Source organism: Streptomyces sp. NPDC057694, from assembly GCF_042799415.1.
Lineage (GTDB): Bacteria > Actinomycetota > Actinomycetes > Streptomycetales > Streptomycetaceae > Streptomyces.
The window spans coordinates 78965-102855 of sequence record NZ_JBHVIX010000005.1; the positions used below are offsets into that span (position 1 = coordinate 78965).

Here is a 23891-nt window from a genome sequence, read left to right on the forward strand (position 1 = left end):
GCACGGCCGCACGCTGCTCCGCCGCACCCTGTTCCACCCCGTTCCGCCCTGCTCTGCCCTGAACCCGGCCCGCACCCGTTCAAAAGGGAACCGCCATGGCACCCACGGCACCATCGGCACCTCAGGCACCACAGGAACCAACGGCACCACAGTCAACGCTGCTCACCATGTCCGGCATCACCAAGTCGTTCCCCGGTGTCCGCGCCCTCGACGGCGTGGACCTGGAGGTCCGCGCGGGTGAAGTGCACTGTCTGCTCGGCCAGAACGGCGCGGGCAAGTCCACCCTCATCAAGGTCCTCGCCGGCGTCCACCAGCCCGACGAGGGAGCCATCACCTGGCGCGGGGAACCGGTCACCCTGCGCTCGCCGATCGCCGCGATGCGGCTGGGTATCGCCACCATCTACCAGGAGCTCGACCTGGTGCAGCACCTGTCGGTGGCCGAGAACGTCCATCTCGGCCACGAGCCGACGGCTGCCGGATTCGTCGTACGCCGTCGCGACGCCAAGGCCTCAACAGCCGCGCTGCTCAAACGACTTGGGCACGGCGAGATCGATCCGGCCACCCTGGTGGGCGAGCTGCCGGCCGCCGGACAGCAGATCGTCTCCATGGCCCGCGCCCTCTCCCACGACGTCCGCCTGATCGTCATGGACGAGCCGTCCGCCGCGCTCGACCCCGACGAGGTCGACAACCTCTTCCGCATCGTCACGGGCCTCACCGCGGACGGCGTCGCCGTCGTCTACATCTCGCACCGCCTGGAGGAGATCCGCCGCATCGGCGACCGGGTCACCGTCCTCAAGGACGGCCGCGCGGTGGCCGACGGCCTCCCCGCGAAGGACACCCCGACCCGCGACGTGGTCTCCCTGATGACGGGCCGCAACGTGGAGTACGTCTTCCCGGACCGGCCGGCCGCGGCCTCCACCGCCGAGCCGGTGCTCAGGGCGCGCAACCTGTCCCGCGAGGGCGAGTTCGCCCCCCTCGACCTCGATCTGCGCCCCGGCGAGATCGTCGGCCTGGCCGGTCTGGTCGGCTCCGGCCGCTCCGAGATCCTGGAGACGATCTATGGCGCCCGGAAACCGACGTCGGGTCAGGTCACTGTCGACGGAGGGGAGTTGCGGCCTGGCAGCGTGCGCGCGGCGGTCCGCGCCGGTCTCGGACTCGCCCCCGAGGAACGCAAGGCACAGGCCCTGCTGATGCTGGAGTCGGTGACCCGCAACGTCTCCGTCTCCTCCATGTCCCGCTTCGCACGCGCCGGCTGGCTCGACCGGCGCGGGGAACGGGCGGCGGCGCTGGAGGCCACCCGCGAGCTTCACATCCGCCCCGACAACCCCTCGGCTCCCGTACGCACCCTGTCCGGCGGCAACCAGCAGAAGGCCGTCCTCGCCCGCTGGCTGCTGCGCGGCTGCAAGGTCCTCCTCCTCGACGAGCCCACCCGCGGCGTCGACGTCGGCGCCCGCGCCGAGCTCTACGCCGTGATCCGCCGCCTGGCCGACGAGGGCCTCGCCGTCCTCCTGGTCTCCAGCGAGGTCCCCGAGGTCCTGGGCCTGGCCGACCGAGTCCTGGTCCTGCGCGAAGGAACGGTCGTCCACGAGGCCCCGGCCCAAGCCCTGACCGAACACCGAGTCCTGGACCTGGTAATGGAAGGCACCCCGACGTGAACCGCCCCGCCAGGGGGTGCCCGAAGGCTCCCGTAGGGGGCGCGGGGAACTGCGCGAGCAACCACACACAACCCGCACGCGGCATCCGAGGGAACGCCCCTGAAAGGGGCGCGGGGAACTGCGCGACCAGCCACACACAACCGGCACCCGACACCCGACCGAACACCCCCGAGCCGCACCCCACAAGAAGGGACCCGGCGCGATGACGCAGCCCGCCTCACCCACCCGCCCGGCGGAGCCGAACCGCGCCGCCGTCACCAAATCCCACCCCAAAACCCTCGGCGCCCTCCGCCTGGACATCCGCACACTCTCCCTGCTCGGCGTCCTCGCCACCCTGATCGTCATCGGCGGCATCACCCAGCCCGACAGCTTCCTGGACGGCGACAACGTCCAGCTGATCCTGACCCAGGCCTCCGTCATCGGCGTCGTCACCGTCGGCATGACCTTCGTGATCATCTCCGGCGGCATCGACCTCTCCGTCGGCGCGATCGTGGCGCTCGCCAGCGTGTGGGCCTCGACCGTCGCGACGCAGGAGTACGGCTTCCTCGGCATCCTGCTCACGGCGATCCTCGTCGGCGTCGGCTGCGGCCTGGTGAACGGCGTGCTCATCGCGTACGGCAACATCGTCCCCTTCATCGCCACCCTGGCGATGCTGGCGTCGGGCCGCGGCCTCGCCCTCCAGATCACCGACGGCAAGACCCAGATGATCACGGTCGACTCGGTGCTGAAGCTGGGCGAACGCGACTCCTACATCCTCGGCATCCCTCCGCTCGTCCTCGTCTTCGCCGCGGTCACCGTCGTCGGCTGGCTGGTCCTGAACCGCACCACGTTCGGCCGGCGCTCCGTCGCGGTCGGCGGCAACCCCGAGGCGGCCCGGCTGGCTGGCATCGACGTACGCCGGCAGCGCCTGTACCTGTACCTGCTGTCCGGCCTGTGCTGCGGCATCGCCGCGTTCCTGCTGCTCGTCCTCGCGGGGTCGGGCCAGAACACCAACGGAAACCTGTACGAACTCGACGCCATCGCCGCCGCCATCATCGGCGGCACCCTGCTCACCGGCGGCCGCGGCAGCATCGTCGGCTCCGTCCTCGGCGTCCTGATCTTCATCACGATCCAGAACATCTTCGCGCTGAACAACCTGGAGACAGCGACGCAGCAGATCGCCAAGGGCGCGATCATCGTCGCGGCGGTCCTGCTCCAGCGACGTACGGCCAACACCACTTCATGAGTCCGGGAAGGGACGACGCCATGCCAGAGTCGACAAGTGTGTCGAGCCGCAGAAGCCTCCTGTTCGGCGCTGCCGCCGCGGTCACCGCGGGCGGCCTGCTCACGGCCTGTACCAGCAACGAGCCGAGCGACAAGGGCGACGGCGGCAGCAAGCCCGCGGATCAGCCGGTCGCGGACAGCAAGCCGGGCAAGCAGGTCACCATCGGGTTCGCCGGGCCGCAGGCCGACCACGGCTGGCTCAACGCGATCAACGACAACGCCAAGGAGCGGGCGAAGAAGTACTCCGACGTCACGCTGGAGGCGACCGAGGGTTCGAACGACACGGCCGCCCAGATCGGCCAGGTCGAGACCCTCATCAACAAGAAGGTCGACGTCCTCGTCGTGCTCCCCGCCGACGGCAAGGCGCTGACCCAGGTCGGCCTGAAGGCGATGCGCGCCGGTATCCCCGTCGTGAACCTCGACCGGATCTTCGACACCCCGCAGGCGTACCGCTGCTGGATCGGCGGCGACAACTACGGCATGGGCCTGTCGGCCGGCAACTACATCGGCGAGAAGCTCAAGGACAAGAAGAACGCCAAGGTCGTCGAGCTCGCCGGCCTCGACAACCTCGAACTGACCAAGCAGCGCAGCCAGGGCTTCGACGACGCCCTGAAGAACTTCCCGAACATCAAGAAGGTGGCCCGCCAGGCCGCCGACTTCACCGTCGAGTCGGGCCAGGCCAAGATGGCCCAGCTGCTCCAGGCGCAGAAGAACTTCGACGCGCTCTGGAACCACGACGACGACCAGGGCGTCGGTGCCCTGCGCGCCATCGAGCAGGCCGGCCGCGACGACTTCCTGATGGTCGGCGGCGCGGGCGCCCTCTCCGCGTTCGACGCGATCAAGAGCGGTCGCGGTGTGCTGAAGGCCACCGTGCTCTATCCGCCCACGATGGCCGCGTCCGCCATCGACCTCGCCCGCGCCCTCGGCCAGGGGAAGGGGATCGGCGGCATGGCCGAGTTCGAGATCCCGGCCCACGTGACCCTGTACTCGGCCGTCGTCGACGAGACGAACATCGACAAGTACATGTCCACCGGCTTCAAGTGATGCGGCCCACGGGCACGGCGCATCCGGCGAACACGGCGTGGACGAGGAGGACTTCGGCATGGCAGGAAGCAGCAGCGGCACGACGGCCCGTGAACCGGGCGGTGACGGCGACGACGACGTGAATCGGGTGGTGCCCGACGCCTCCAAGCCCGTCCTCGGCGTCGGCATGGTCGGCTACGCGTTCATGGGCGCCGCCCACTCCCAGGGGTGGCGCACCGCGGGCCGCGTCTTCGACCTGCCGCTCGCGCCGCGCCTCGCCGCGGTCTGCGGCCGCGACGGACAGGCCGTGCGCGCCGCGGCCGACCGGCTCGGCTGGGCCGCGGCGGAGACGGACTGGCGGGCGCTGATCGCCCGCGACGACGTCGACCTCGTCGATGTGTGCACACCCGGCGACAGCCACGCCGAGATCGCCATCGCCGCGCTCGAAGCGGGCAAGCACGTGCTGTGCGAGAAGCCGCTCGCCAACTCCGTCGAGGAGGCGCAGGCGATGACGGAGGCCGCCGAACGCGCCGCCCGGCGCGGGCAGGTGGCGATGACCGGATTCAACTACCGGCGGGTCCCGGCCATGGCCCTGGCCCGCCGCATGGTCGCGGAGGGACGCGTCGGCACCCTGCGGCACGTGCGCGTCAGCTATCTCCAGGACTGGCTCGTCGACCCGTCGTTCCCGCTGACCTGGCGGCTGCAGAAGCCGTACGCGGGCTCGGGCGCCCTCGGTGACCTGGGGGCGCACGCCGTGGACCTCGCCCAGTTCCTCGCGGGCGAGCCGGTCGCCGGGGTGTCGGCGCTCACCGAGACGTTCGTCCGTGAACGTCCCCTGCCGGTCGGCGCCTCCTCCGGCCTCTCGGCGGCCGGCGGCCCCGGGGGAGGGGAACCGGGCCTCGGCCAGGTCACCGTCGACGACGCGGCGCTCTTCACCGGCCGCTTCGCCTCCGGCGCCCTCGCCTCCTTCGAGGCGACGCGCTTCGCGACCGGCCGCAAGAACGCCCTCAAGGTCGAACTCAACGGTGAGCGCGGCTCGCTCGCCTTCGACCTGGAGCGCCTGAACGAGCTCTACTTCCACGACCAGACCGAACCCGGTGTCAGCGCGGGCTTCCGCCGCATCCTCGTCACCGAACCCGAACACCCCTACCTGGAGGCGTGGTGGCCGCCGGGCCACGGCCTCGGTTACGAGCACACCTTCGTGCACCAGGCCCACGACCTGGTGCGGGCCATCGCCGAAGGCGCCCCGCCCGCCCCGTCGTTCGCCGACGGACTGCAGGTCCAGCGCGTGCTGGCCGCCGTCGAGGAGAGCGCGGCGAAGAACTCGGTCTACACCCCCGTACCGGTCTGAGGAGGCCCTCCCGTGCCACGTCAGTTCACTCTCTTCACCGGCCAGTGGGCGGACCTGCCCTTGGAGGAGGTCTGCCGCCTGGCCCGCGACTTCGGCTACGACGGCCTCGAACTCGCCTGCTGGGGCGACCACTTCGAGGTCGACAAGGCGCTGAAGGATCCCGGATATCTCGACAGTCGGCACGCGCTCCTCGACAAGTACGGCCTCAAGTGCTGGGCGATCTCCAATCACCTGGTCGGCCAGGCCGTCTGCGACGCCATCATCGACGAACGCCACGAGGCGATCCTGCCCGCCCGCATCTGGGGCGACGGTGACGCCGAGGGCGTCCGGCAGCGCGCCGCCGCCGAGATCAAGGACACCGCCCGCGCGGCGGCCGCCTTCGGCGTCGACACCGTCATCGGCTTCACCGGCTCGTCGATCTGGCACCTCGTCGCCATGTTCCCGCCCGCGCCCGAAACGATGATCGAGCGCGGCTACGAGGACTTCGCGACGCGCTGGAACCCGATCCTGGACGTCTTCGACACCGAAGGGGTCCGCTTCGCCCACGAGGTCCACCCGAGCGAGATCGCGTACGACTACTGGACCACGCAGAAGGCGCTGGAGGCCGTCGGCCACCGCCCCGCCTTCGGCCTCAACTTCGACCCCTCGCACTTCGTGTGGCAGGACCTCGACCCGGTCGGCTTCCTGTGGGACTTCCGCGACCGGATCTACCACGTCGACTGCAAGGAGGCCCGCCGGCGCCTGGACGGCCGCAACGGCCGCCTCGGCTCCCACCTGCCGTGGGGAGACCCGCGCCGCGGCTGGGACTTCGTCTCGGCCGGACACGGCGACGTGCCCTGGGAGGACGTCTTCCGCATGCTCCGCTCGATCGACTACGCGGGCCCGATCTCCGTGGAATGGGAGGACGCGGGCATGGACCGCCTCCAGGGCGCCCCTGAGGCGCTGACCCGCCTGAAGTCCTTCGACTTCGACCCGCCCAGCTCGTCCTTCGATTCGGCGTTCAGCAACTAGCGCCCCGTAAGGGGCGCGGGGCTGTATCGATGTGCGGCTCCGCCGCGTGGCGCGCTCAGCCACGACGGTCGAGCCGCCGCTGAACCCTGCCCGAATACCTCTTTGTCCAGGCGCAGGAGAAAGAAAAACGAACCCGCGCACAAGGTCTATCGGCGCAAGACAAACGCGGCTAACTTCCTGCCGTGTACATGGCCTAGATGAACCTTCCGGGGTGACGGCGCACCCCGGCGCCCGCACCGCACGTCTACGCACCCATCCCATACGGCCCACCCCGTTCCCGGAGGGACTTTCGTGCACAGCAGCAGAAGCAGAACCCGCAGCAGAACCCGAAACGGGCCCGCACGGCACTCCAGGCTCCGCACCAGCCTCGCCCTGCTGACCGGTTCGGTACTGATCGGCTCGTCCCTGGCGCTCGCCGCGCCGGGCACGGCCAGCGCCCACCCGGACCACCCCGACGAGCCGGCCGCCGCATCGGACTTCCAGCAGGTCACCCTCGCCAAGGGTGCCGAGGAGACCGGCGAGCCCATGTCGCTCGCCGTGCTCCCGGACCGCAGCGTCCTGCACACCTCCCGCGACGGCACCCTGCGCCTGACCGACGAGGGCGGCAGCACCTCCGTCGCCGGCAAGCTCGACGTGTACAGCCACGACGAGGAGGGCCTCCAGGGCGTCGGCGTCGACCCGGGCTTCAAGGACAACCGGTTCATCTACCTCTACTACGCGCCGCCGCTGGACACCCCGAGCGGGGACGCCCCCGAGACCGGGACGGCCGCCGACTTCGCCAAGTTCGACGGCGTGAACCGGCTGGCCCGCTTCGTCCTCAAGGAGGACGGCACCCTCGACAAGGCCAGCGAGAAGAACGTCATCGAGGTAAAGACCTCCCGCGGCACCTGCTGCCACGTCGGCGGCGACATCGACTTCGACGCCGACGGCAACCTGTACCTGTCGACCGGCGACGACACCAACCCCTTCGCCTCCGACGGCTACACCCCGATCGACGAGCGGGCCGACCGCAACCCCGCCTTCGACGCGCAGCGCAGCTCGGGCAACAGCAACGACCTGCGCGGCAAGGTGCTCCGTATCAAGGTGAAGGCCGACGGGACGTACGACGTCCCCGAGGGCAACCTCTTCGCGCCGGGCACCGAGAAGACCCGCCCCGAGATCTACGCGATGGGCTTCCGCAACCCGTTCCGCATCAGCGTCGACAAGCCCACCGGCACCGTCTACGTCGGTGACTACGGCCCCGACGCGGGCGCCGCCGACCCCAAGCGCGGCCCGGCGGGACAGGTCGAGTTCGCCAAGATCACCAAGGCGGGCAACTTCGGCTGGCCGTACTGCACCGGCAAGAACGACGCCTACGTCGACTACGACTTCGCCACCAAGGCGTCCGGCGAGACCTTCGACTGCGCCGCGCCGAAGAACACCTCGCCGAACAACACCGGCATCACCGACCTGCCCGCGGCCCAGCCCGCCTGGATCCCGTACGACAACGGCAGCGTCCCCGAGTTCGGCTCCGGCTCCGAGTCGCCCATGGCAGGACCCGTCTACCGCTACGACGCGGACCTCGACTCCCCGGTGAAGTTCCCCGAGGAGTACGACGGCGACTTCTTCGCCGGCGAGTTCGGCCGCCAGTGGATCAAGCGGATCGAGCAGGACGGCGACGGCAACGTCTCCAAGATCAACGACTTCCCGTGGACCGGCACCCAGGTCATGGACAGCGCCTTCGGTCCCGACGGCGCGCTCTACGTCCTCGACTACGGCCTCTCCTGGTTCGGCGGTGACGAGAACTCGGCGCTGTACCGCATCGAGAACGCCACCGACGGCCACTCGCCGATCGTCGAGGCCAAGGCCAACAAGACCTCCGGCCAGTCGCCGCTGCGCACGACCTTCACGGCGACCGGCACCGACGCCGACGACGACCCCATCACCTACAGCTGGGACTTCGGCGACGGCACCAAGGGGACCGGGGCGAACCCGAGCCACACCTACCGCAAGGACGGCACCTACGTCGCGACCGTCACCGGTGACGACGGCACCGGGCGCACCGGTAACGCCAGCGTCCACATCACCGTCGGCAACACCGCCCCGACGGTGAAGTTCCAGAACCCGGCCAACGGCTCGCTGTTCAAGTTCGGCGACAAGATCCCGTTCAAGGTCGCCGTCAGCGACCCCGAGGACGGCACGATCGACTGCTCCAAGGTCACCGTGCGGTACCTCCTGGGCCACGACAACCACGCCCACGAGCTGACCTCGGTCAAGGGCTGCGAAGGCACCATCACCGTGCCCGCGGACTCCGAGCACGACCCGAACGCCAACATCTACGGCGTGCTCGACGCCGAGTACTCCGACGGCGGCGGTGGCGGCCAGGCCTCCCTGACCAGCCACGACCAGGTCCAGCTCCAGCCGCGTCACCGCCAGGCCGAGCACTACACCAAGCAGCAGGGCACCACACAGCAGAGCAAGACCTCGGCCAACGGCGGCAAGACCGTCGGTGACATCAACGACGGGGACTGGATCTCCTTCACCCCGTACAACCTCACCGGAGCCAACAAGCTCACCGCCCGGATCTCCTCCGACGGCGCGGGCGGCTTCCTGGAGGTGCGCACCGGATCGCCGACCGGCACCCTGCTGGGCTCCACGACGGTCCCCGTCACCGGCAGCTGGGACACCTTCCAGAACGTCGACGTCCCGCTGAAGAACGTCCCGAAGAAGACCACCGACCTGTACCTCGTGTTCAAGGGCGGTGACGGCGCGCTCTACGACGTCGACGACTTCGAGATCACCAGCGACGCCCCCGTGAAGGGCGCCAAGCGGGTCCTCGTCTTCTCCAAGACGGCCGGCTTCCGCCACGACGCGATCCCCGAGGGCATCGCCGCCCTGAAGGAACTCGGCAAGAGCAGCGACATCACCGTCGACGCCACCGAGTCCGCCGCCCAGTTCACCTCCAACAACCTCGCCCGCTACGACGCGGTGGTCTTCATGTCCACCACGGGTGACGTCCTCAACGACGCCCAGCAGAAGGCGTTCGAGGAGTACATCGCCAAGGGCGGCGGCTACATGGGCATCCACGCCGCCGCCGACACCGAGTACGACTGGTCCTACTACGGCGGCCTCGTCGGCGCCTACTTCGACTCCCACCCGGCCATCCAGAAGGCCACCGTGCGCGTCGAGGACAAGACCAACCCGGCCACCGCCCACCTCGACGACGCCTGGGAGCGCACCGACGAGCTGTACAACTACCGCACCAACCCGCGCGACAAGGTCCACGTCCTCGCCACCCTCGACGAGACCACGTACACGGGCGGCAACATGAAGGGCGACCACCCGATCGCCTGGTGCCAGAGCTACGGCGGCGGCCGCTCCTTCTACACCGGCCTCGGCCACACCAAGGAGTCCTACGCCGACGACGCCTTCCGCACCCACCTGCTCGGCGGCCTGAAGTACGCCACCGGTCAGGCCAAGGCGGACTGCAAGCCGAACAAGGACTACCGGCCGATCTTCAACGGCCAGTCCCTGGACGGCTGGAAGCAGGCGGGCCCCGGCAAGTTCAACGTCAAGGACGGCACCCTGGAGTCCGAGGGCGGCATGGGCCTGCTCTGGTACCAGGCCAAGGAGCTGAAGTCGTACTCCCTCAAGCTCGACTGGAAGATGCGGGGCGACGACAACTCCGGAGTCTTCGTGGGCTTCCCCGCCTCCGACGACCCCTGGTCCGCGGTGAACAAGGGCTACGAGATCCAGATCGACGCCACCGACGCACCCGACCGCACCACCGGCTCGATCTACACCTTCAAGGCGGCGAACACCAAGGCCCGTGACGCGGTCCTGCGCCCGCCCGGCCAGTGGAACTCCTACGAGATCAAGGTCCAGGGCGAACGCCTCCAGGTGTTCCTCAACGGAGTCAAGATCAACGACTTCACCAACAAGGACCCCGAGCGGAGCCTGACCGACGGCTACGTCGGCATCCAGAACCACGGCGCCGACGACCAGGTCTCCTACCGCAACATCCAGCTCAAGGAACTGCCCAGCTAGGGCACCCCGAACGGCGGCGGGCGGAGGACGCCGGACCTCCGCCCGCCGTCCCGCCCGGCTTCCTGCCGGGCGCAGGATCCCGCACACTCCGGCCGGCTCTCGCGCCACCCCCGGTTCGCGTACGACAAGGAGGCTGCCCATGTCCGCCGAACCGTCCCTCCCCACCCCCACCCCCCGCTTCGGTGTCTGGCTGATCGGAGCACGCGGCTCCGTCGCCACGACCGCGATCGCCGGCTGTGCCGCCGTCGCCGCCGGACTCCATCCGCCGACCGGCATGGTCACCGAGACCACCCCCTTCCTCTCCTGCGGCCTTCCGCCGCTGTCCTCCCTCGTCTTCGGCGGCCACGACACCGTCGACTGCCCGCTGCCCAAACGCGCCGAGCACCTCGCCGAAGGCGGTGTCCTGCCGCACGGCCTGCCCGCCGCCGTCCACGCCGAACTCGCGACGGCCGACCGGGAGATCAGGCCCGGCGGCCCGCTCACCGGCCACGACGACCCCCGCTCGCAGGACGAACTGATCGACGCGTTCGCCGCCGACATCGTTGCCTTCGTCGAGGACCAGCACCTCGCCGGCGCCGTCGTCGTGAACGTCGCCTCGACCGAACCCGTCCCCACCGGCGACACCCTGCCGCCCAGCTCCCTCTACGCGGCCGCCGCCCTCCGCGCCGGCTGCCCCTACGTCAACTTCACCCCCTCGTCCGGCCTGCACCACGCCGCCCTCGCGGCCGAGGCCGCGACTGCCTCCGTCCCCCACGCGGGCCGCGACGGCAAGACGGGACAGACTCTCCTGCGCTCCGTGCTCGGCCCGATGTTCCTGCAGCGCGCCCTCGCCGTCCGCGCCTGGTCCGGCACCAACCTCCTCGGCGGCGGCGACGGCGCCGCCCTCGCCGACCCGGCCGCGGCCGCCGCCAAGAACGCCGGCAAGGAACGTGTCCTCACCGACACCCTCGGCGCCGCCCCGCAGGGGGAGGTCCACATCGACGACGTCCCCGCCCTCGGCGACTGGAAGACCGCCTGGGACCACATCGCCTTCGACGGCTTCCTCGGCGCCCGCATGGTCCTGCAGACCACCTGGCAGGGCTGCGACTCCGCGCTCGCCGCCCCTCTGGTCCTGGACCTGGCCCGGCTCCTGCTGCGCGCCCACACCGTCGGACTCACCGGCCCGCGCCCCGAACTGGGCTTCTACTTCAAGGACCCGGACCCCGGAGCGGGCGCGGCACTCGGCGAGCAGTACGCCGCCCTGGTGGACTTCGCGGACCGCCTGCGAGACGCCCGATGAGCAAGACGACCCTGCGCGCCTGGGCCGAACTCCTGCGTCTTCCCGCCCTGTTCACCGTCCCTGGCGACGCCCTCGTCGGCGCGGCCGCGGTGGGCGCCCGCCCCGGCCGCGGCACCTTCCTGGCCATCGGCTCCTCCGTGTGCCTGTACGAGGCGGGGATGGCGCTCAACGACTGGGCGGACCGCGCCGAGGACGCCGTCGACCGCCCCCACCGGCCCATCCCGTCCGGCCGCATCCGCCCCGGCACCGCCCTCGCCGCGGCGGGCCTGCTCACCGCGGCCGGAGTGGGACTCGCCGCCCGGGCCGGGCGGGTGCCCGCGGTGATCTCGACCGCGCTGGCGGCCACGGTCTGGGCGTACGACCTCGGCCTGAAACGCACCCCCGCCGGGCCGGTCGCCATGGGTGCGGCCCGCGGCCTCGACGTCCTGCTGGGAGCGGGCGCCTCCCACCGCGACGGAGCAAAGCCCCTGCCCTCGGCCACCGGCGCCGCCCTGACCATGACCGTCCACACCACGGCCGTCACCGCGGTGTCCCGCCACGAGACGACGGGCGGCAACGCCCTCGCACCCACAGCGGCCCTGGTCACCACCGCCACCCTGACCAGCGCCCTCCTCAGAACCCCGGTGGGCCGAGGCGCCGCAGCCCCCCTCGGCCTACCGGGTCCCACCGCATACGCCGTGACCGCCGCCCGCCCCCTGCTCCACGCAGCGCTCAACCCCTCCCCACCCCTGACCCAGCGCGCCGTGGGCGCCGGCATCCGCGCGATGATCCCGCTCCAGGCAGCCCTGGCGGCCCGCGCGGGCGCCCCGGCGACGGCCCTGCTCACCGCCGCCCTCGCCCCGCTCGCCCGGCGCTTCGCGAAGAAGGTGAGCGTCACATGACCCACGCCGCGCAGCCCACCGCCCCGCGCTGGGGCTACGGCACCAACGGCCTCACCGACCTCCGCCTCGACGACGCCCTCGCCCTCCTGGCCGACCTCGGCTACGACGGCGTCGGCCTCACTCTCGACCACATGCATCTCGACCCCCTGGCCCCCGATCTCGCGACCCGCACCCGCCAGGTCGCCCGCGCCCTGCACCGCCACCACCTCACGGCCACCGTCGAGACCGGCGCCCGCTACGTCCTCGATCCACGCCGCAAACACGGCCCCTCCCTTCTCGACCCCGATCCGGACGCCCGCGCGGCCCGCGTCCGCCTCCTCGTCCGCGCGGTCCAGGTCGCCGCCGACCTGGACGCGCACGCCGTGCACTGCTTCAGCGGCATCACCCCGGACGACACCGACCGGGACACGGCCTGGAAGCGCCTCGCCGACGCCCTCGAACCCGTCCTGCAAGCAGCCGACGGCGCCGGAATCCCTCTCGCCATCGAGCCCGAGCCCGGCCACCTCCTCGCCACGCTCGCCGACTTCCACCACCTGCGCCGCACCCTCGGCAGCCCCGACGCGCTCGGCCTCACCCTCGACCTCGGCCACTGCCAGTGCCTGGAGCCCGAACCGCCCGCCGACTGCGTGCGCGCGGCGGCGCCCTGGCTGCGCCACGTCCAGATCGAGGACATGCGCCGCGGGGTCCACGAACACCTGCCCTTCGGCGAGGGAGAGATCGACTTCCCGCCCGTCCTCGACGCGCTCGCGGCCGTCGGTTACCAGGGCCTGACCGTCGTCGAACTGCCCCGCCACTCCCACGCGGGCCCCCAACTCGCGGCCGAATCGCTCTCGTTCCTCCGAGCCGCAGCGCAAGGAGGCAGCAGCGCATGAGCGGACCGACAACCATCGCCGCCCTCCGGGCCCACCTCGACACCGCCCTGCCCGGCGCCGCCCGCGCCTGGCTCGACCAGGCCCTCGACGAGGCGGCGGCCACCGATCCGGCCGGTGACGACGCCCAGCCCACCCTCTGGGAGTCGCGGTTCGCCGAAGCCGGCCGCCGCACCGGCCAGGACCACGCCGACCTCGCCCGCGTCCTGCTTTTGCACGCCGCCCGAGCCGACACCGGCACCCTCACCCGCCTGTACGCGCAGGGCACCGCCGCCGAACGCCGCGCCGTCCTGCACGCCCTGCCCCATCTCGTCCCGGGACCCGAGGGCCTGCCCCTCGTCGAGGACGCCCTGCGTACCAACGACACCCGCCTGGTCGCCGCAGCCGTCGGCCCGTACGCCGCCGAGCACCTGCCCGCGCACCCATGGCGGCACGCCGTCCTCAAATGCCTGTTCACCGGAGTGCCCACCGACACCGTCGCCGCACTGCCGCAGCGGGCCCACGGCGACGCCGAACTCGCCCGCATGCTCGGCGACTTCGCGCAGGAACGCACGGCCGCCGGCCGGCCCGTCCCCACGGACCTGCCCCGTGTCCTCGCCCTGACCTCCCCGGCAGCCCCCACGGCGAAGGAGTCCTGATGCGCATCTTCGACCCCCACATCCACATGACATCGCGCACCACCGACGACTACGAGGCCATGTACGAGGCGGGCGTGCGCGCCCTCGTCGAACCCGCCTTCTGGCTCGGCCAGCCCCGCACCTCGCCCGCCTCGTTCTTCGACTACTTCGACGCACTCCTCGGCTGGGAACCCTTCCGGGCCGCGCAGTACGGCATCGCCCACCACTGCACGATCGCCCTCAACCCCAAAGAGGCCAACGACCCCCGCTGCACCCCGGTCCTGGACGCCCTGCCGCGCTACCTCGACAAGGACGGCGTCGTCGCCGTCGGCGAGATCGGCTACGACTCGATGACCCCCGCCGAGGACACCGCCCTCGCCACCCAGCTGCAACTCGCCGCCGACCACGAACTGCCCGCCCTCGTGCACACCCCGCACCGCGACAAGCTCACCGGCCTGCACCGCACCCTCGACGTCGTCCGGGAGTCCGCACTGCCCGTCGACCGGGTCCTGATCGACCACCTCAACGAGACGACGGTCAAGGACGCCAAGGACGCCGGCAGCTGGCTCGGCTTCTCCGTCTATCCCGACACCAAGATGGACGAAGACCGCATGGTCGAGATCCTGCGCACCTACGGCACCGAGAAAGTCCTGGTCAACTCGGCCGCCGACTGGGGAAAGAGCGACCCGCTCAAGACCCGGCGGGTCGGCGAGGCGATGCTGAAGGCCGGCTTCGGCGACGACGACGTCGACCTGGTCCTGTGGCGCAACCCGATCGCCTTCTACGGCCTCAGTGGACGACTCCAACTCGACCTCACCGAACCGGCGTCGCCCACCCACGAGGGCAACTCCATCCTCCGCGGCGGGGCGTGAGCCATGCGCTTCCGCCACCCCGACGGCTCCACCGTCCACCTCGCCTACTGCACGAACGTGCACCCCGCCGAGAACCTCGACGGCGTCCTCGCCCAACTGCGCGACCACTGCGAACCCGTCCGCCGCCGCCTCGGCCGCGACCGGCTCGGCATCGGCCTCTGGCTCGCCAAGGACGCCGCCCGCTCCCTGACCACCGACCCGGCGGCACTGCGCGGACTGCGCACCGAGCTCGAACGACGCGGCCTCGAAGTCGTCACCCTCAACGGCTTCCCCTACGAGGGCTTCGGCGCCGAAGAGGTCAAGTACCGCGTCTACCAGCCCGACTGGGCCGACCCGGAACGCCTCTCCCACACCAGCGACCTGGCCCGCCTGCTCGCCCAGCTGCTCCCCGCGGACGTCACCGAGGGCACCATCTCCACCCTCCCGCTGGCCTGGCGCACCGCCTACGACACCCCACGGGCCGAGACCGCCCGCACCGCGCTGGTCACCCTCGCCGAACGCCTCGACGCCCTCGAAGAACTCACCGGGCAATCGATCCGGATCGGCCTCGAACCCGAACCGGGCTGCGTCGTCGAGACCACCGCCGACGCCATCGCCCCGCTCACCGCCGTCGGTCGGCCCGACCGCATCGGCCTGTGCCTCGACACCTGTCACCTCGCCACCTCCTTCGAAGACCCGGAGACCGCACTGGACGGTCTCGCCGCCGCGCATGTCCCCGTCGTCAAATCCCAGCTCTCCGCCGCCCTGCACGCCGAACACCCCCGTACTCCCGCGGTCCGCGAAGCACTCGCCGCCTTCGACGAGCCCCGCTTCCTGCACCAGACCCGCACCCTCACCGACCAGGGACTGCACGGCACCGACGACCTCGGCCCCGCCCTGAACGGTGCCGCACTGCCGGACGCCACCGCCTGGCGCGCCCACTTCCACGTCCCCCTGCACGCGGCTCCCGCCGCCCCGCTCACCTCCACACTCGACGTCCTCAAGGACACGCTGACCCGCCTCGTCGGCGGACCGCACCCGCTCACCCACCACCTGGAGGTCGAGACGTACACCTGGCAGGCGCTCCCGCCAGAGCTGCGTCCCCGGGCCCGCCCTCAGCTCGCCGACGGCATCGCCGCCGAACTGACCCTCGCCCGCGACCTGTTGACGGACCTCGGCCTGAAGGAACTGCCATGACGGACACGCCCTCGAAGCCGACCCCCCTCCTCGTCCTGGACGTCGTCGGGCTCACCCCACGACTGCTCGACCACATGCCGCACCTCAAGTCCCTCGGCCAGTCCGGCACCCGGGCGGCCCTGGGCACCGTGCTGCCCGCGGTGACCTGCGCCGCCCAGTCCACGTTCCTGACCGGCACCATGCCCTCCGAACACGGCATCGTCGGCAACGGCTGGTACTTCCGCGAACTCGGTGACGTCCTGCTGTGGCGCCAGCACAACGGCCTCGTCGCCGGCGACAAACTCTGGGACGCCGCCCGCCGCGCCCACCCCGGCTACACCGTCGCCAACATCTGCTGGTGGTACGCCATGGGCGCCGACACCGACATCACCATCACCCCCCGTCCCGTCTACTACGCCGACGGCCGCAAAGAGCCCGACTGCTACACCCGGCCCCCTGCCCTGCACGACGAACTCACCGAGAAATTGGGCACGTTCCCCCTCTTCCACTTCTGGGGCCCGGGCGCCGACCTGGTCTCCAGCCAGTGGATCATCGACGCCACCCGGCATGTCATGGCCACCCGCCACCCGGATCTGACGCTGTGCTACCTCCCTCATCTCGACTACGACCTGCAGCGCTTCGGCCCCGACGACCCCCGCTCGCACCGGGCCGCCGCCGAACTCGACACCGCCCTCGCCCCACTGCTCGACGACGCCAAGACCGAGGGCCGCACCGTCGTCGCCCTGTCCGAGTACGGCATCACCCGCGTCGAGCGCGCCGTCGACATCAACCGTGTGCTGCGCCGTGCCGGCCTGCTCGAGGTGCACACACAGGACGGCATGGAGTACCTCGACCCGATGGCCTCACGCGCCTTCGCCGTCGCCGACCACCAGATCGCGCACATCTACGTGCGCCGCCCCGAAGACCTCGACGCAACCCGCGCGGCCCTCGACGGCCTGCCCGGCATCGAGCAACTCCTCGACGACGAGGGCAAGAAGGCCCACCATCTCGACCACCCCCGCGCCGGCGAACTCGTCGCCGTCGCGGAACCCGACGCCTGGTTCACGTACTACTACTGGCTCGACGACGCTCGCGCGCCCGACTTCGCGCAGCTCGTCGAGATCCACCGCAAGCCCGGCTACGACCCGGTCGAACTGTTCATGGACCCGCAGGACCCCTACGTCAAGGTGAAGGCCGCGGGCGCGCTCGCCCGCAAGAAGCTCGGCATGCGCTACCGGATGGCGGTCGTCCCGCTCGACCCGTCACCTATTCGCGGCAGCCACGGCCGCCTTCCCTCGGACACCGACAGTGACGACGGACCTGTCCTCATCAGCTCCACCCCCCATGCGTTCCCCGGCCGCGTCCCCGCGACCGCCGTGAAGTCCCTGCTCCTGGAGCTGGCAGGTCTGGGCTGAGGCACACGCCGTCCCAAGACCCGCCCGCAGAGGAGCAGTTACAGAGAGTGAAGCACACGCCACCGACAACACGCCAGTGGCGTCCGACCCGCACAGCGAAATCCGACCGGGACATCCCGCACGCATCCGCACGCAACCCGCACGAGAACCGGAAAGAGGCACCCGTGACCGACTTCCACGACGCCCCCGCCGTCCCCTCCGCCGACGACGCCCTCAGACAGCGCCTCGGCATCAACCGGCGCCGCTTCCTCAGCACCTGCACGGCCGTCGGCGCCGGAGCGATCGCGGCCCCCGTCTTCGGCGCCGCACCCGCCCTCGCCCAGCCCCGGCACGGCGGCCACGGCCATGGGCACGGCCGTGGCCACGAACTGGTGCCGGCCGACAAGCGCGGCATCATCCTCTACACCGTGCGCGACGCGACCGGCCGCGACCCGCTCGCCTCCGACCTGCCCTCCGGCTTCCGCGAGGTGTTCAAGGAGCTGGCCCGGTACGGCTACCGGCAGGTCGAGTTCGCGGGCTACGGCCAGCACGCGAACGCACCGGGCGGCGCCAACCTCGAATCGGTCGCGGGCGCCAAGCTGCTCCGCTCCTGGCTCGACGAGTACGGACTGCGCGCCCAGGGCAACCACGGCTTCATCCCGTCGTCGTGGCCGTTCACCCAGCCCGACCTCGACACCTTCAAGAAGCACCTGGAGATCGCGAACACCCTCGGCATGGACCACATGGGCACCGGTGGCGACCCCACCGGCAGCTCGTACAAGGCGGACTGGGACGTGGCCGCCGACAAGTGGAACGCCCTGGGCGAGATCGCCCGCCGCGCCGGCATCAAGCTCTACACCCACAACCACGACGCGGCCTACGGCTTCCTCCTGGACGGCGGACCGCTGGACGCGCAGGGCCGTCCGACGCGCAGCTCCGGCACCCGCAAGCTGGAGCACTTCCTCAAGGCCACCGACCCGAAGACCGTATGGCTGGAGATGGACATCTACTGGGCCCACGTCGCCCAGTACAAGTTCCACACCTACACGGCGCACGACGGCTCCCAGCGGGAGAAGGTCTTCGACCCCGCGGCCCTGGTCAGCCGCAACAACAAGCGCTACCCGCTGTTCCACGCCAAGGACGGCACGCGCAACGACACCAGCGGCGAGGGCTACGACATGGTGCCCTTCGGCACGGGAGTCATCGACTACACCACCTTCTTCAGCCGGGTCGGCGCGAAGAACTACCACAACCCCATGGTCGAGCAGGACAACGCACCCTCCTCCACCGACCTCGGCCAGTCCCTGAAGCACGCGAAGATCGGCTACGGAAACCTGGCCGCACTGCGCAAGAAGTGATCGCCGCACCACGCGCGTGAGGCGCGCGGAGGGCCCGGCCGACCGGCCGGGCCCTCCGTCGTGCGGTGCATGGCTCAGCCGTGGACCACGGCCTGCTCCACCTCCTTGCGCCCCGGCTGACGCAGCAGCAGCGCGAAGGCGGCCGCCACCATGGATATCCCGCCGGCCAGCGCGTACGCCCCGTTGTAGCCCCACGCGGCGACCACCATCGAGCCGAGCCCGCCGCCGAACAGGCCGCTGATCAGCTTGCCGCTGTAGACGAGCCCGTAGTTGGTGGCGTTGTAGTTCTCACCGAAGTAGTCCGGGGTCAGCGCCGCGAACATCGGGTAGAACGCGCCGCCGCCGAAGCCGGACAGGAACGCGAAGAACAGGAACAGCCACTCGCTCTTGATGTCGCCGGCCCAGATGACGCCGAACTGGGCGAGGCCCAGCACGACGATCACGAAGACCAGGCTCTTCTTGCGGCCCCAGATGTCCGACAGCCAGCCGACGACGGCCCGGCCGACGCCGTTGATGACCGCCATGACGCCCATCGAGGAGGCCGCGACCAGCGGCCCGAAACCGACCTCCTTGGCGAAGTCCACCTGGAACGAGATACCGAAGATCGACACACCGGCCGTGAGTACCAGACTCAGCCACATGAGGGGCAGCATTCCGGTCCTGACGGCTTCCATCGGGCTGAACTGGCGCACCGCGGGCGGATTCTTCGCCAGTGACTTCGCGCGCTTGCTCGTCCCGGTCTTGTCCAGCGGATCGACGTCGTGCGGCCACCAGTTCTTCGGCGGGTCACGGAAGAAGAACGCACAGACCAGAACGACCACCAGGACGTACGCGCCGATCATGTCCAGCACACGGTGGTAGTTGGAGGTGTCGAAGGCGTAGTTGAAGATGAAGATGAAGGGCAGCGAGCCATAGGCGAAGCCGCCGTTGACGAATCCGGTCTTTCCTCCTTTGCGCTCCGGGAACCATTTGCCGACCATGTTGATACAGGTCGAGTAGACGAGGCCGGAGCCCAGTCCGCCGATGACACCGAATCCCAGGATCGCCAGCCACACGTTGTGCATGTGCGACAGCGCGAGGAATCCCAGCATGCACATGAACGAGCCGATCATCACGGCCCGTTTGGCAGGCAGAATGTTCTTCTCCCGCAGCCATCCGGCCGGAAAGGCGATACCCGCCTGGAAGAACACCCAGACGCTCAGGATCCAGAAGGTGTTCGACTGGGTCCAGCCGTGGGCGGCGGACAGGGTGTCCTCCGCCGAGCCGTACGCGTACTCGGACACGCTGATGGCCATCATCGCGACCCATGGCAGATACACCATGAACTTACGGGAATGGCCGAGGATGTCGCGGTCCGTCTCTCCGATGCGGTAGACGCGGCCGTTCTCATCGGTGATCTCTCGATACGAGGCGCCGGTCGACGATCTCGAATCTCCTGCGGCGATGGGCTCCGCCGTCATATCAAGCCATCTCCTCACCGAGCGGTTGCGGGTTGGGTACGATCCGGCGCTGCCTCTGGGGTTTTGGCTTGCCGGGCGCCTTGAGGAAGAGTGCGAGCACGGCCGAGCCGAGTCCGATGGAACCGGCGAACGCGAAGGCGCCCCCATATCCCCAGGCGTCGACGAGGAATGCCCCGCCGCCGGCGCCCACCAGGCCGGAGACCAGCTTCGAGCTGTAGACCATGCCGTAATTGGAGGCATTGTTGTTCTCGCCGAAGAAGTCGGCGGTCATGGCCGCGAACAAGGGGAAGATCGCCCCGCCGCCGAATCCGGAGACCATCGAGCAGAACAGGAAGAAGGGCATCGAGCCCATGTTTCCGGAGACGAACACACCGAACTGCGCGGTCCCCAGGACCAGACAGACGATGATCAATGTGTTGCGGCGTCCGGCGCGGTCCGAGATCCAGCCGATCACGCCGCGGCCGGTCCCGTTCACGATGGCCTTCAGCGACATGGCGGTGGCCACGATGCCGCCGGCGAACCCCATCTCCTTACCGAAGGGAACCTGCATGGCGATCCCGTAGATGTTGATCCCGGCGGTGCACAGCAGGCAGAACCACATCATCCACAGCACGGGCTGACGGGCCGCCTCACGCGGGGTGTACTGGTGCACGGCCGGCGGGTTCTTCTTCAGAGCACGCTGCACGCGCGGGTCGTTCGTCACCTTCAGGGGGTCCACATGCGCGGGCCACCAGTACTTGGGCGGGTCCTTCAGGAACCAGCCAGCGAAGGCCACCACGGCGCAGCAGATCACGCCGACCATGACCAGGACGCCCTCGTAGTTCGACAGGTCCATGTAGGACGTGAAGACGAACACGAAGGGCACGGAGCCATAGGCGAAACCGCCGTTTACCAGGCCCGTCTTGCCGCCCTTGCGCTCCGGATACCACTTGCCGACCATGTTGACGCTGGTCGCGTAGACCAGGCCGGCCCCGATACCGCTGAACACACCGAAGCCGAGATAGGCGACGGTCACATGTGGTGCGTAGGCCAGCGACAGGTAGCCGCACAGCGTGCCGCAGGCGCCCAGCATCATCGCGTACCGGGCCGGCAGCTTTCCGCTCTCCCGCAACTGCCCGGCGGGGAAGGCCACGGCCGCCTGGAAGAAGATCCAGACACCCATCAGCCAGAAGATGTGCCCGCTGTCCCACAAGTGGGCTTCGTGCAGCGTGTCCTCGGCCGAAGTGAACGCGTACTCCGAGGAACTGATGCCCAGCATGCCCATCCAGGGAAAGAGCACCATGGTCCATCGTGGTCGCCCCATGATGTCCCGATCGCTCTGTCCGATCCGGTACAGGCGGCCGTTCTCGTCCCTCACCTCCCTGACGGGACCGGACGAGGATAGGTCGGTGGTCGTCATGACGGTCGCACCCCTTGCGTCGAAAGATCTGGCCAGCGCCCCCTGTCCAAATTGCTTTCGTGCGCGCACGGGTCCTGGGTCCGGCCGACGCGCACCGCCGACCGGACCCGCCGGGGATCACCTCATCGACCGCCCCCCATCAGCCCCGCCGCGCGGGCCCAGCGGTACTTGGCCCCGAGCACCGCGACCGGCTTCTCGGTCGTGTACGGATACGCGACCACGCCCCGCTCGAACAGGTACTGGCACGCCTCCTCGACCTCGACGTCCCCGGCCAGCGACGCGACCACCGGCTTCTCGATGCCGCGCTCCCGGAACTCCGCGACCACACGGGCCGTTACCTCCGCAAAGACCATGGGAGGGGTGACGATGGTGTGCCAGTAGCCGAGCACGAGCGCGTGGATGCGCGGATCCTCCAGACCGAGCCGGATCGTCGCCTCGTACGTCGACGGGGGTTCGCCGCCCGTGATGTCGACGGGATTGCCCGCGGCACCGAAGGGCGGGATGAACGTCCGGAAGGCCGCGTCCAGGTCGTCCGGGATCTCCATGAGCCGGAGCCCGTTGTCGGTCACCGCGTCCGAGAGCAGGACGCCGGAACCGCCGGCGCCGGTGATGATCACGATGTTGTCGCCCTGCGGGGCGGGCAGCACGGGCAGCGCCCGCGCGTACTCCAGCATGTCGTTCAGGCCGGGGGCCCGGATGACGCCGGCCTGCCTGAGGATGTCGTCGTACACGGCGTCGTCGCCCGCGAGCGCGCCCGTGTGCGACCCGGCTGCCTTCGCACCGGCCGCCGTACGGCCCGCCTTCAGGACGACGACGGGCTTCTTGGGCACCGTCGCCCGAGCGGCCTCCACGAAGGCGCGCCCGTCCTTCAGATCCTCCAGGTGCATCGCGATGCACTGGGTGTGGGGGTCCTCGCCGAACCAGGTGAGGAGGTCGTCCTCGTCCAGGTCCGACTTGTTGCCGAGGCCCACGATCGCCGACACACCCGTCTTGGTGGTGCGCGCGAAGCCCAGGATCGCCATCCCGATGCCCCCGGACTGGGAGGTCAGCGCGACGCCGCCCTTCACGTCGTACGGGGTGCAGAACGTGGCGCACAGGTCCTGCCACGTCGAGTAGTAGCCGTAGATGTTCGGCCCGAGGAGTCGTACGCCGTGCCGCTCCGCGATCGCCACGATCTCGTCCTGGAGCGCCTGTTCACCGGTCTCCGCGAAGCCCGAGGGGATCAGCACCGCGTTCGGGATGCCCTTGCGTCCCACCTCCTCCAAGGCCGCTGCCACGAACTTGGCGGGGATCGCGAAGACCGCCACATCCACCTCACCGGGGACGTCCGTGACACTCTTGTACGCCTTGCGGCCCAGGATGTCATCGGCCTTGGGGTTCACCGGGTGGATCTCCCCGGAGAAGCCGCCGTCGACGAGGTTGCGCATCACCGAATTGCCGATCTTGCCCTGCTCGTTGGAGGCCCCGATCACGGCCACCGACCGCGGCTCCATGAGACGCCGCATGCTGGTCAGGATCTCCTCGCGCGTGTACGTGCGCCGCGGCGTGGCCGTCCCCTCGGCGAGGATCACCCGGATGTCGGCCGCGACCGCGCCCTCGGGTGTCGCGATCACCGGATTGAGATCGACCTCGGCGATCTCGGGGAAGTCGTCGACCAGCCGGGAGACACGGCGGATCTGCTCGGCGAGCGCCCACCGGTCGACACCCCGGGCGCCGCGCACTCCGCGCAGCACCTCAGCCGCCCTGATCGAGTCGAGCATTCCCACCGCCTCGTCGGCGTCGACGGGCGCGAGCCGGAACGTGACGTCCTTCAGGACCTCGACCAGCACACCCCCGAGTCCGAAGGCGACGACCTTCCCGAACGTCGGATCGGTGACCGCCCCGACGATGACCTCCTGGGCGTCGCCGCTGGTCGGCAGCATCTCCTGCACCTGAATGCCCTCGATACGGGCCTCTGGTGCGTACGCGCGCGCGTTGTCGATGATCCGGTGGAACGCGGCCCGTATGTCGGCCGCGCCCTCCACTCCCACCACGACGCCGCCGGCGTCGGTCTTGTGCAGGATGTCGGGGGAGACGATCTTCAGTACCACCGGTTTGCCGAAGCGGGCGGCGGCCGCCACCGCCTCGTCGACGTCGGCCGCCAACTCCTCGCCGGGGACGGCGATCCCGTACGCGTCGGCGATCACCTTGCCCTCGGGCGCGGTGAGCGCCGTACGTCCCTCGGCCCGCACGGCGTCGAGCAGCGCCCGCACCGTGAGCGTCCGGTCCTCGGCCATCA

General features: G+C 70.3%; 17 protein-coding genes. 14 read left to right on the forward strand and 3 right to left on the reverse strand.

Annotated elements, in window-relative coordinates:
* Positions 1 to 167: 167 nt before the first annotated feature.
* The 14 genes from ACFVDP_RS14750 to ACFVDP_RS14815 all read left to right on the forward strand — a co-directional run bounded on the left by ACFVDP_RS14750 (position 168) and on the right by ACFVDP_RS14815 (position 18754).
* Positions 168 to 1655, forward strand: a complete 1488-nt coding sequence (locus ACFVDP_RS14750) for a sugar ABC transporter ATP-binding protein (protein ID WP_383488759.1) — start codon at positions 168 to 170, stop codon at positions 1653 to 1655.
* Positions 1656 to 1857: 202 nt separating this feature from the next.
* Entirely contained in the window at positions 1858 to 2880 is a 1023-nt protein-coding gene (locus ACFVDP_RS14755) for an ABC transporter permease (RefSeq protein WP_383488761.1), read from the forward strand.
* 20 nt (positions 2881 to 2900) lie between these two features.
* The gene (locus ACFVDP_RS14760; protein ID WP_383488764.1) at positions 2901 to 3962 is read left to right on the forward strand and encodes a substrate-binding domain-containing protein; all 1062 of its coding nucleotides are present in this window, start codon (positions 2901 to 2903) and stop codon (positions 3960 to 3962) included.
* A 58-nt stretch (positions 3963 to 4020) separates the two neighbouring features.
* On the forward strand, positions 4021 to 5292 hold the full coding sequence (locus ACFVDP_RS14765; protein ID WP_383488767.1) for a Gfo/Idh/MocA family protein: 1272 nt from the start codon (positions 4021 to 4023) through the stop codon (positions 5290 to 5292).
* 12 nt (positions 5293 to 5304) lie between these two features.
* Complete coding sequence (locus tag ACFVDP_RS14770) at positions 5305 to 6303, forward strand: sugar phosphate isomerase/epimerase family protein (protein WP_383488770.1); 999 nt, start codon at positions 5305 to 5307, stop codon at positions 6301 to 6303.
* Between the two features lie 372 nt (positions 6304 to 6675).
* On the forward strand, positions 6676 to 10329 hold the full coding sequence (locus ACFVDP_RS14775) for a ThuA domain-containing protein (RefSeq protein ID WP_383489549.1): 3654 nt from the start codon (positions 6676 to 6678) through the stop codon (positions 10327 to 10329).
* A 139-nt stretch (positions 10330 to 10468) separates the two neighbouring features.
* Positions 10469 to 11608, forward strand: coding sequence for an inositol-3-phosphate synthase (locus ACFVDP_RS14780; protein ID WP_383488773.1), 1140 nt, complete (start codon positions 10469 to 10471; stop codon positions 11606 to 11608).
* The gene (locus tag ACFVDP_RS14785; RefSeq protein ID WP_383488774.1) at positions 11605 to 12489 is read left to right on the forward strand and encodes an SCO3242 family prenyltransferase; all 885 of its coding nucleotides are present in this window, start codon (positions 11605 to 11607) and stop codon (positions 12487 to 12489) included. The genes ACFVDP_RS14780 and ACFVDP_RS14785 overlap by 4 nt, the downstream gene beginning before the upstream one ends.
* Positions 12486 to 13361, forward strand: a complete 876-nt coding sequence (locus ACFVDP_RS14790; protein WP_383488777.1) for a sugar phosphate isomerase/epimerase family protein — start codon at positions 12486 to 12488, stop codon at positions 13359 to 13361. The genes ACFVDP_RS14785 and ACFVDP_RS14790 overlap by 4 nt, the downstream gene beginning before the upstream one ends.
* Positions 13358 to 13996: an EboA domain-containing protein gene (locus ACFVDP_RS14795; protein WP_383488780.1), complete on the forward strand. Its 639-nt coding sequence runs from the start codon at positions 13358 to 13360 to the stop codon at positions 13994 to 13996. The genes ACFVDP_RS14790 and ACFVDP_RS14795 overlap by 4 nt, the downstream gene beginning before the upstream one ends.
* The gene (locus tag ACFVDP_RS14800) at positions 13996 to 14847 is read left to right on the forward strand and encodes a TatD family hydrolase (RefSeq protein ID WP_383488783.1); all 852 of its coding nucleotides are present in this window, start codon (positions 13996 to 13998) and stop codon (positions 14845 to 14847) included. The genes ACFVDP_RS14795 and ACFVDP_RS14800 overlap by 1 nt, the downstream gene beginning before the upstream one ends.
* A 3-nt stretch (positions 14848 to 14850) precedes the next feature.
* On the forward strand, positions 14851 to 16023 hold the full coding sequence (gene eboE / locus ACFVDP_RS14805) for a metabolite traffic protein EboE (RefSeq protein WP_383488785.1): 1173 nt from the start codon (positions 14851 to 14853) through the stop codon (positions 16021 to 16023).
* Complete coding sequence (locus ACFVDP_RS14810) at positions 16020 to 17417, forward strand: alkaline phosphatase family protein (protein ID WP_383488788.1); 1398 nt, start codon at positions 16020 to 16022, stop codon at positions 17415 to 17417. Before eboE ends, ACFVDP_RS14810 begins: the two co-directional genes overlap by 4 nt.
* A 164-nt stretch (positions 17418 to 17581) precedes the next feature.
* Positions 17582 to 18754: a sugar phosphate isomerase/epimerase family protein gene (locus ACFVDP_RS14815; protein WP_383488790.1), complete on the forward strand. Its 1173-nt coding sequence runs from the start codon at positions 17582 to 17584 to the stop codon at positions 18752 to 18754.
* A 74-nt stretch (positions 18755 to 18828) separates the two neighbouring features.
* Here the strand turns inward: ACFVDP_RS14815 and ACFVDP_RS14820 are convergent, their stop codons facing one another.
* From ACFVDP_RS14820 to ACFVDP_RS14830, 3 genes are all read right to left on the reverse strand, one after another.
* Positions 18829 to 20214, reverse strand: coding sequence for an OFA family MFS transporter (locus ACFVDP_RS14820; RefSeq protein ID WP_383488792.1), 1386 nt, complete (start codon positions 20212 to 20214; stop codon positions 18829 to 18831).
* 1 nt (position 20215) lies between these two features.
* On the reverse strand, positions 20216 to 21613 hold the full coding sequence (locus ACFVDP_RS14825) for an OFA family MFS transporter (protein ID WP_383488795.1): 1398 nt from the start codon (positions 21611 to 21613) through the stop codon (positions 20216 to 20218).
* 122 nt (positions 21614 to 21735) lie between these two features.
* The gene (locus ACFVDP_RS14830; protein WP_383488798.1) at positions 21736 to 23889 is read right to left on the reverse strand and encodes an acetate--CoA ligase family protein; all 2154 of its coding nucleotides are present in this window, start codon (positions 23887 to 23889) and stop codon (positions 21736 to 21738) included.
* Positions 23890 to 23891 lie beyond the last annotated feature (2 nt).

Bases quoted from the DNA above. Each gene is read 5' to 3' on its own strand.
- ACFVDP_RS14765 (WP_383488767.1), top strand. From the start codon at position 4,021: ATGGCAGGAAGCAGCAGCGGCACGACGGCCCGTGAACCGGGCGGTGAC.
- ACFVDP_RS14830 (WP_383488798.1), bottom strand. From the start codon at position 23,889: ATGGCCGAGGACCGGACGCTCACGGTGCGGGCGCTGCTCGACGCCGTG.
- ACFVDP_RS14810 (WP_383488788.1), top strand. From the start codon at position 16,020: ATGACGGACACGCCCTCGAAGCCGACCCCCCTCCTCGTCCTGGACGTC.
- ACFVDP_RS14760 (WP_383488764.1), top strand. From the start codon at position 2,901: ATGCCAGAGTCGACAAGTGTGTCGAGCCGCAGAAGCCTCCTGTTCGGC.
- ACFVDP_RS14780 (WP_383488773.1), top strand. From the start codon at position 10,469: ATGTCCGCCGAACCGTCCCTCCCCACCCCCACCCCCCGCTTCGGTGTC.
- ACFVDP_RS14750 (WP_383488759.1), top strand. From the start codon at position 168: ATGTCCGGCATCACCAAGTCGTTCCCCGGTGTCCGCGCCCTCGACGGC.
- ACFVDP_RS14820 (WP_383488792.1), bottom strand. From the start codon at position 20,214: ATGACGGCGGAGCCCATCGCCGCAGGAGATTCGAGATCGTCGACCGGC.
- ACFVDP_RS14755 (WP_383488761.1), top strand. From the start codon at position 1,858: ATGACGCAGCCCGCCTCACCCACCCGCCCGGCGGAGCCGAACCGCGCC.
- ACFVDP_RS14785 (WP_383488774.1), top strand. From the start codon at position 11,605: ATGAGCAAGACGACCCTGCGCGCCTGGGCCGAACTCCTGCGTCTTCCC.
- ACFVDP_RS14800 (WP_383488783.1), top strand. From the start codon at position 13,996: ATGCGCATCTTCGACCCCCACATCCACATGACATCGCGCACCACCGAC.
- ACFVDP_RS14790 (WP_383488777.1), top strand. From the start codon at position 12,486: ATGACCCACGCCGCGCAGCCCACCGCCCCGCGCTGGGGCTACGGCACC.
- eboE (WP_383488785.1), top strand. From the start codon at position 14,851: ATGCGCTTCCGCCACCCCGACGGCTCCACCGTCCACCTCGCCTACTGC.
- ACFVDP_RS14825 (WP_383488795.1), bottom strand. From the start codon at position 21,613: ATGACGACCACCGACCTATCCTCGTCCGGTCCCGTCAGGGAGGTGAGG.
- ACFVDP_RS14795 (WP_383488780.1), top strand. From the start codon at position 13,358: ATGAGCGGACCGACAACCATCGCCGCCCTCCGGGCCCACCTCGACACC.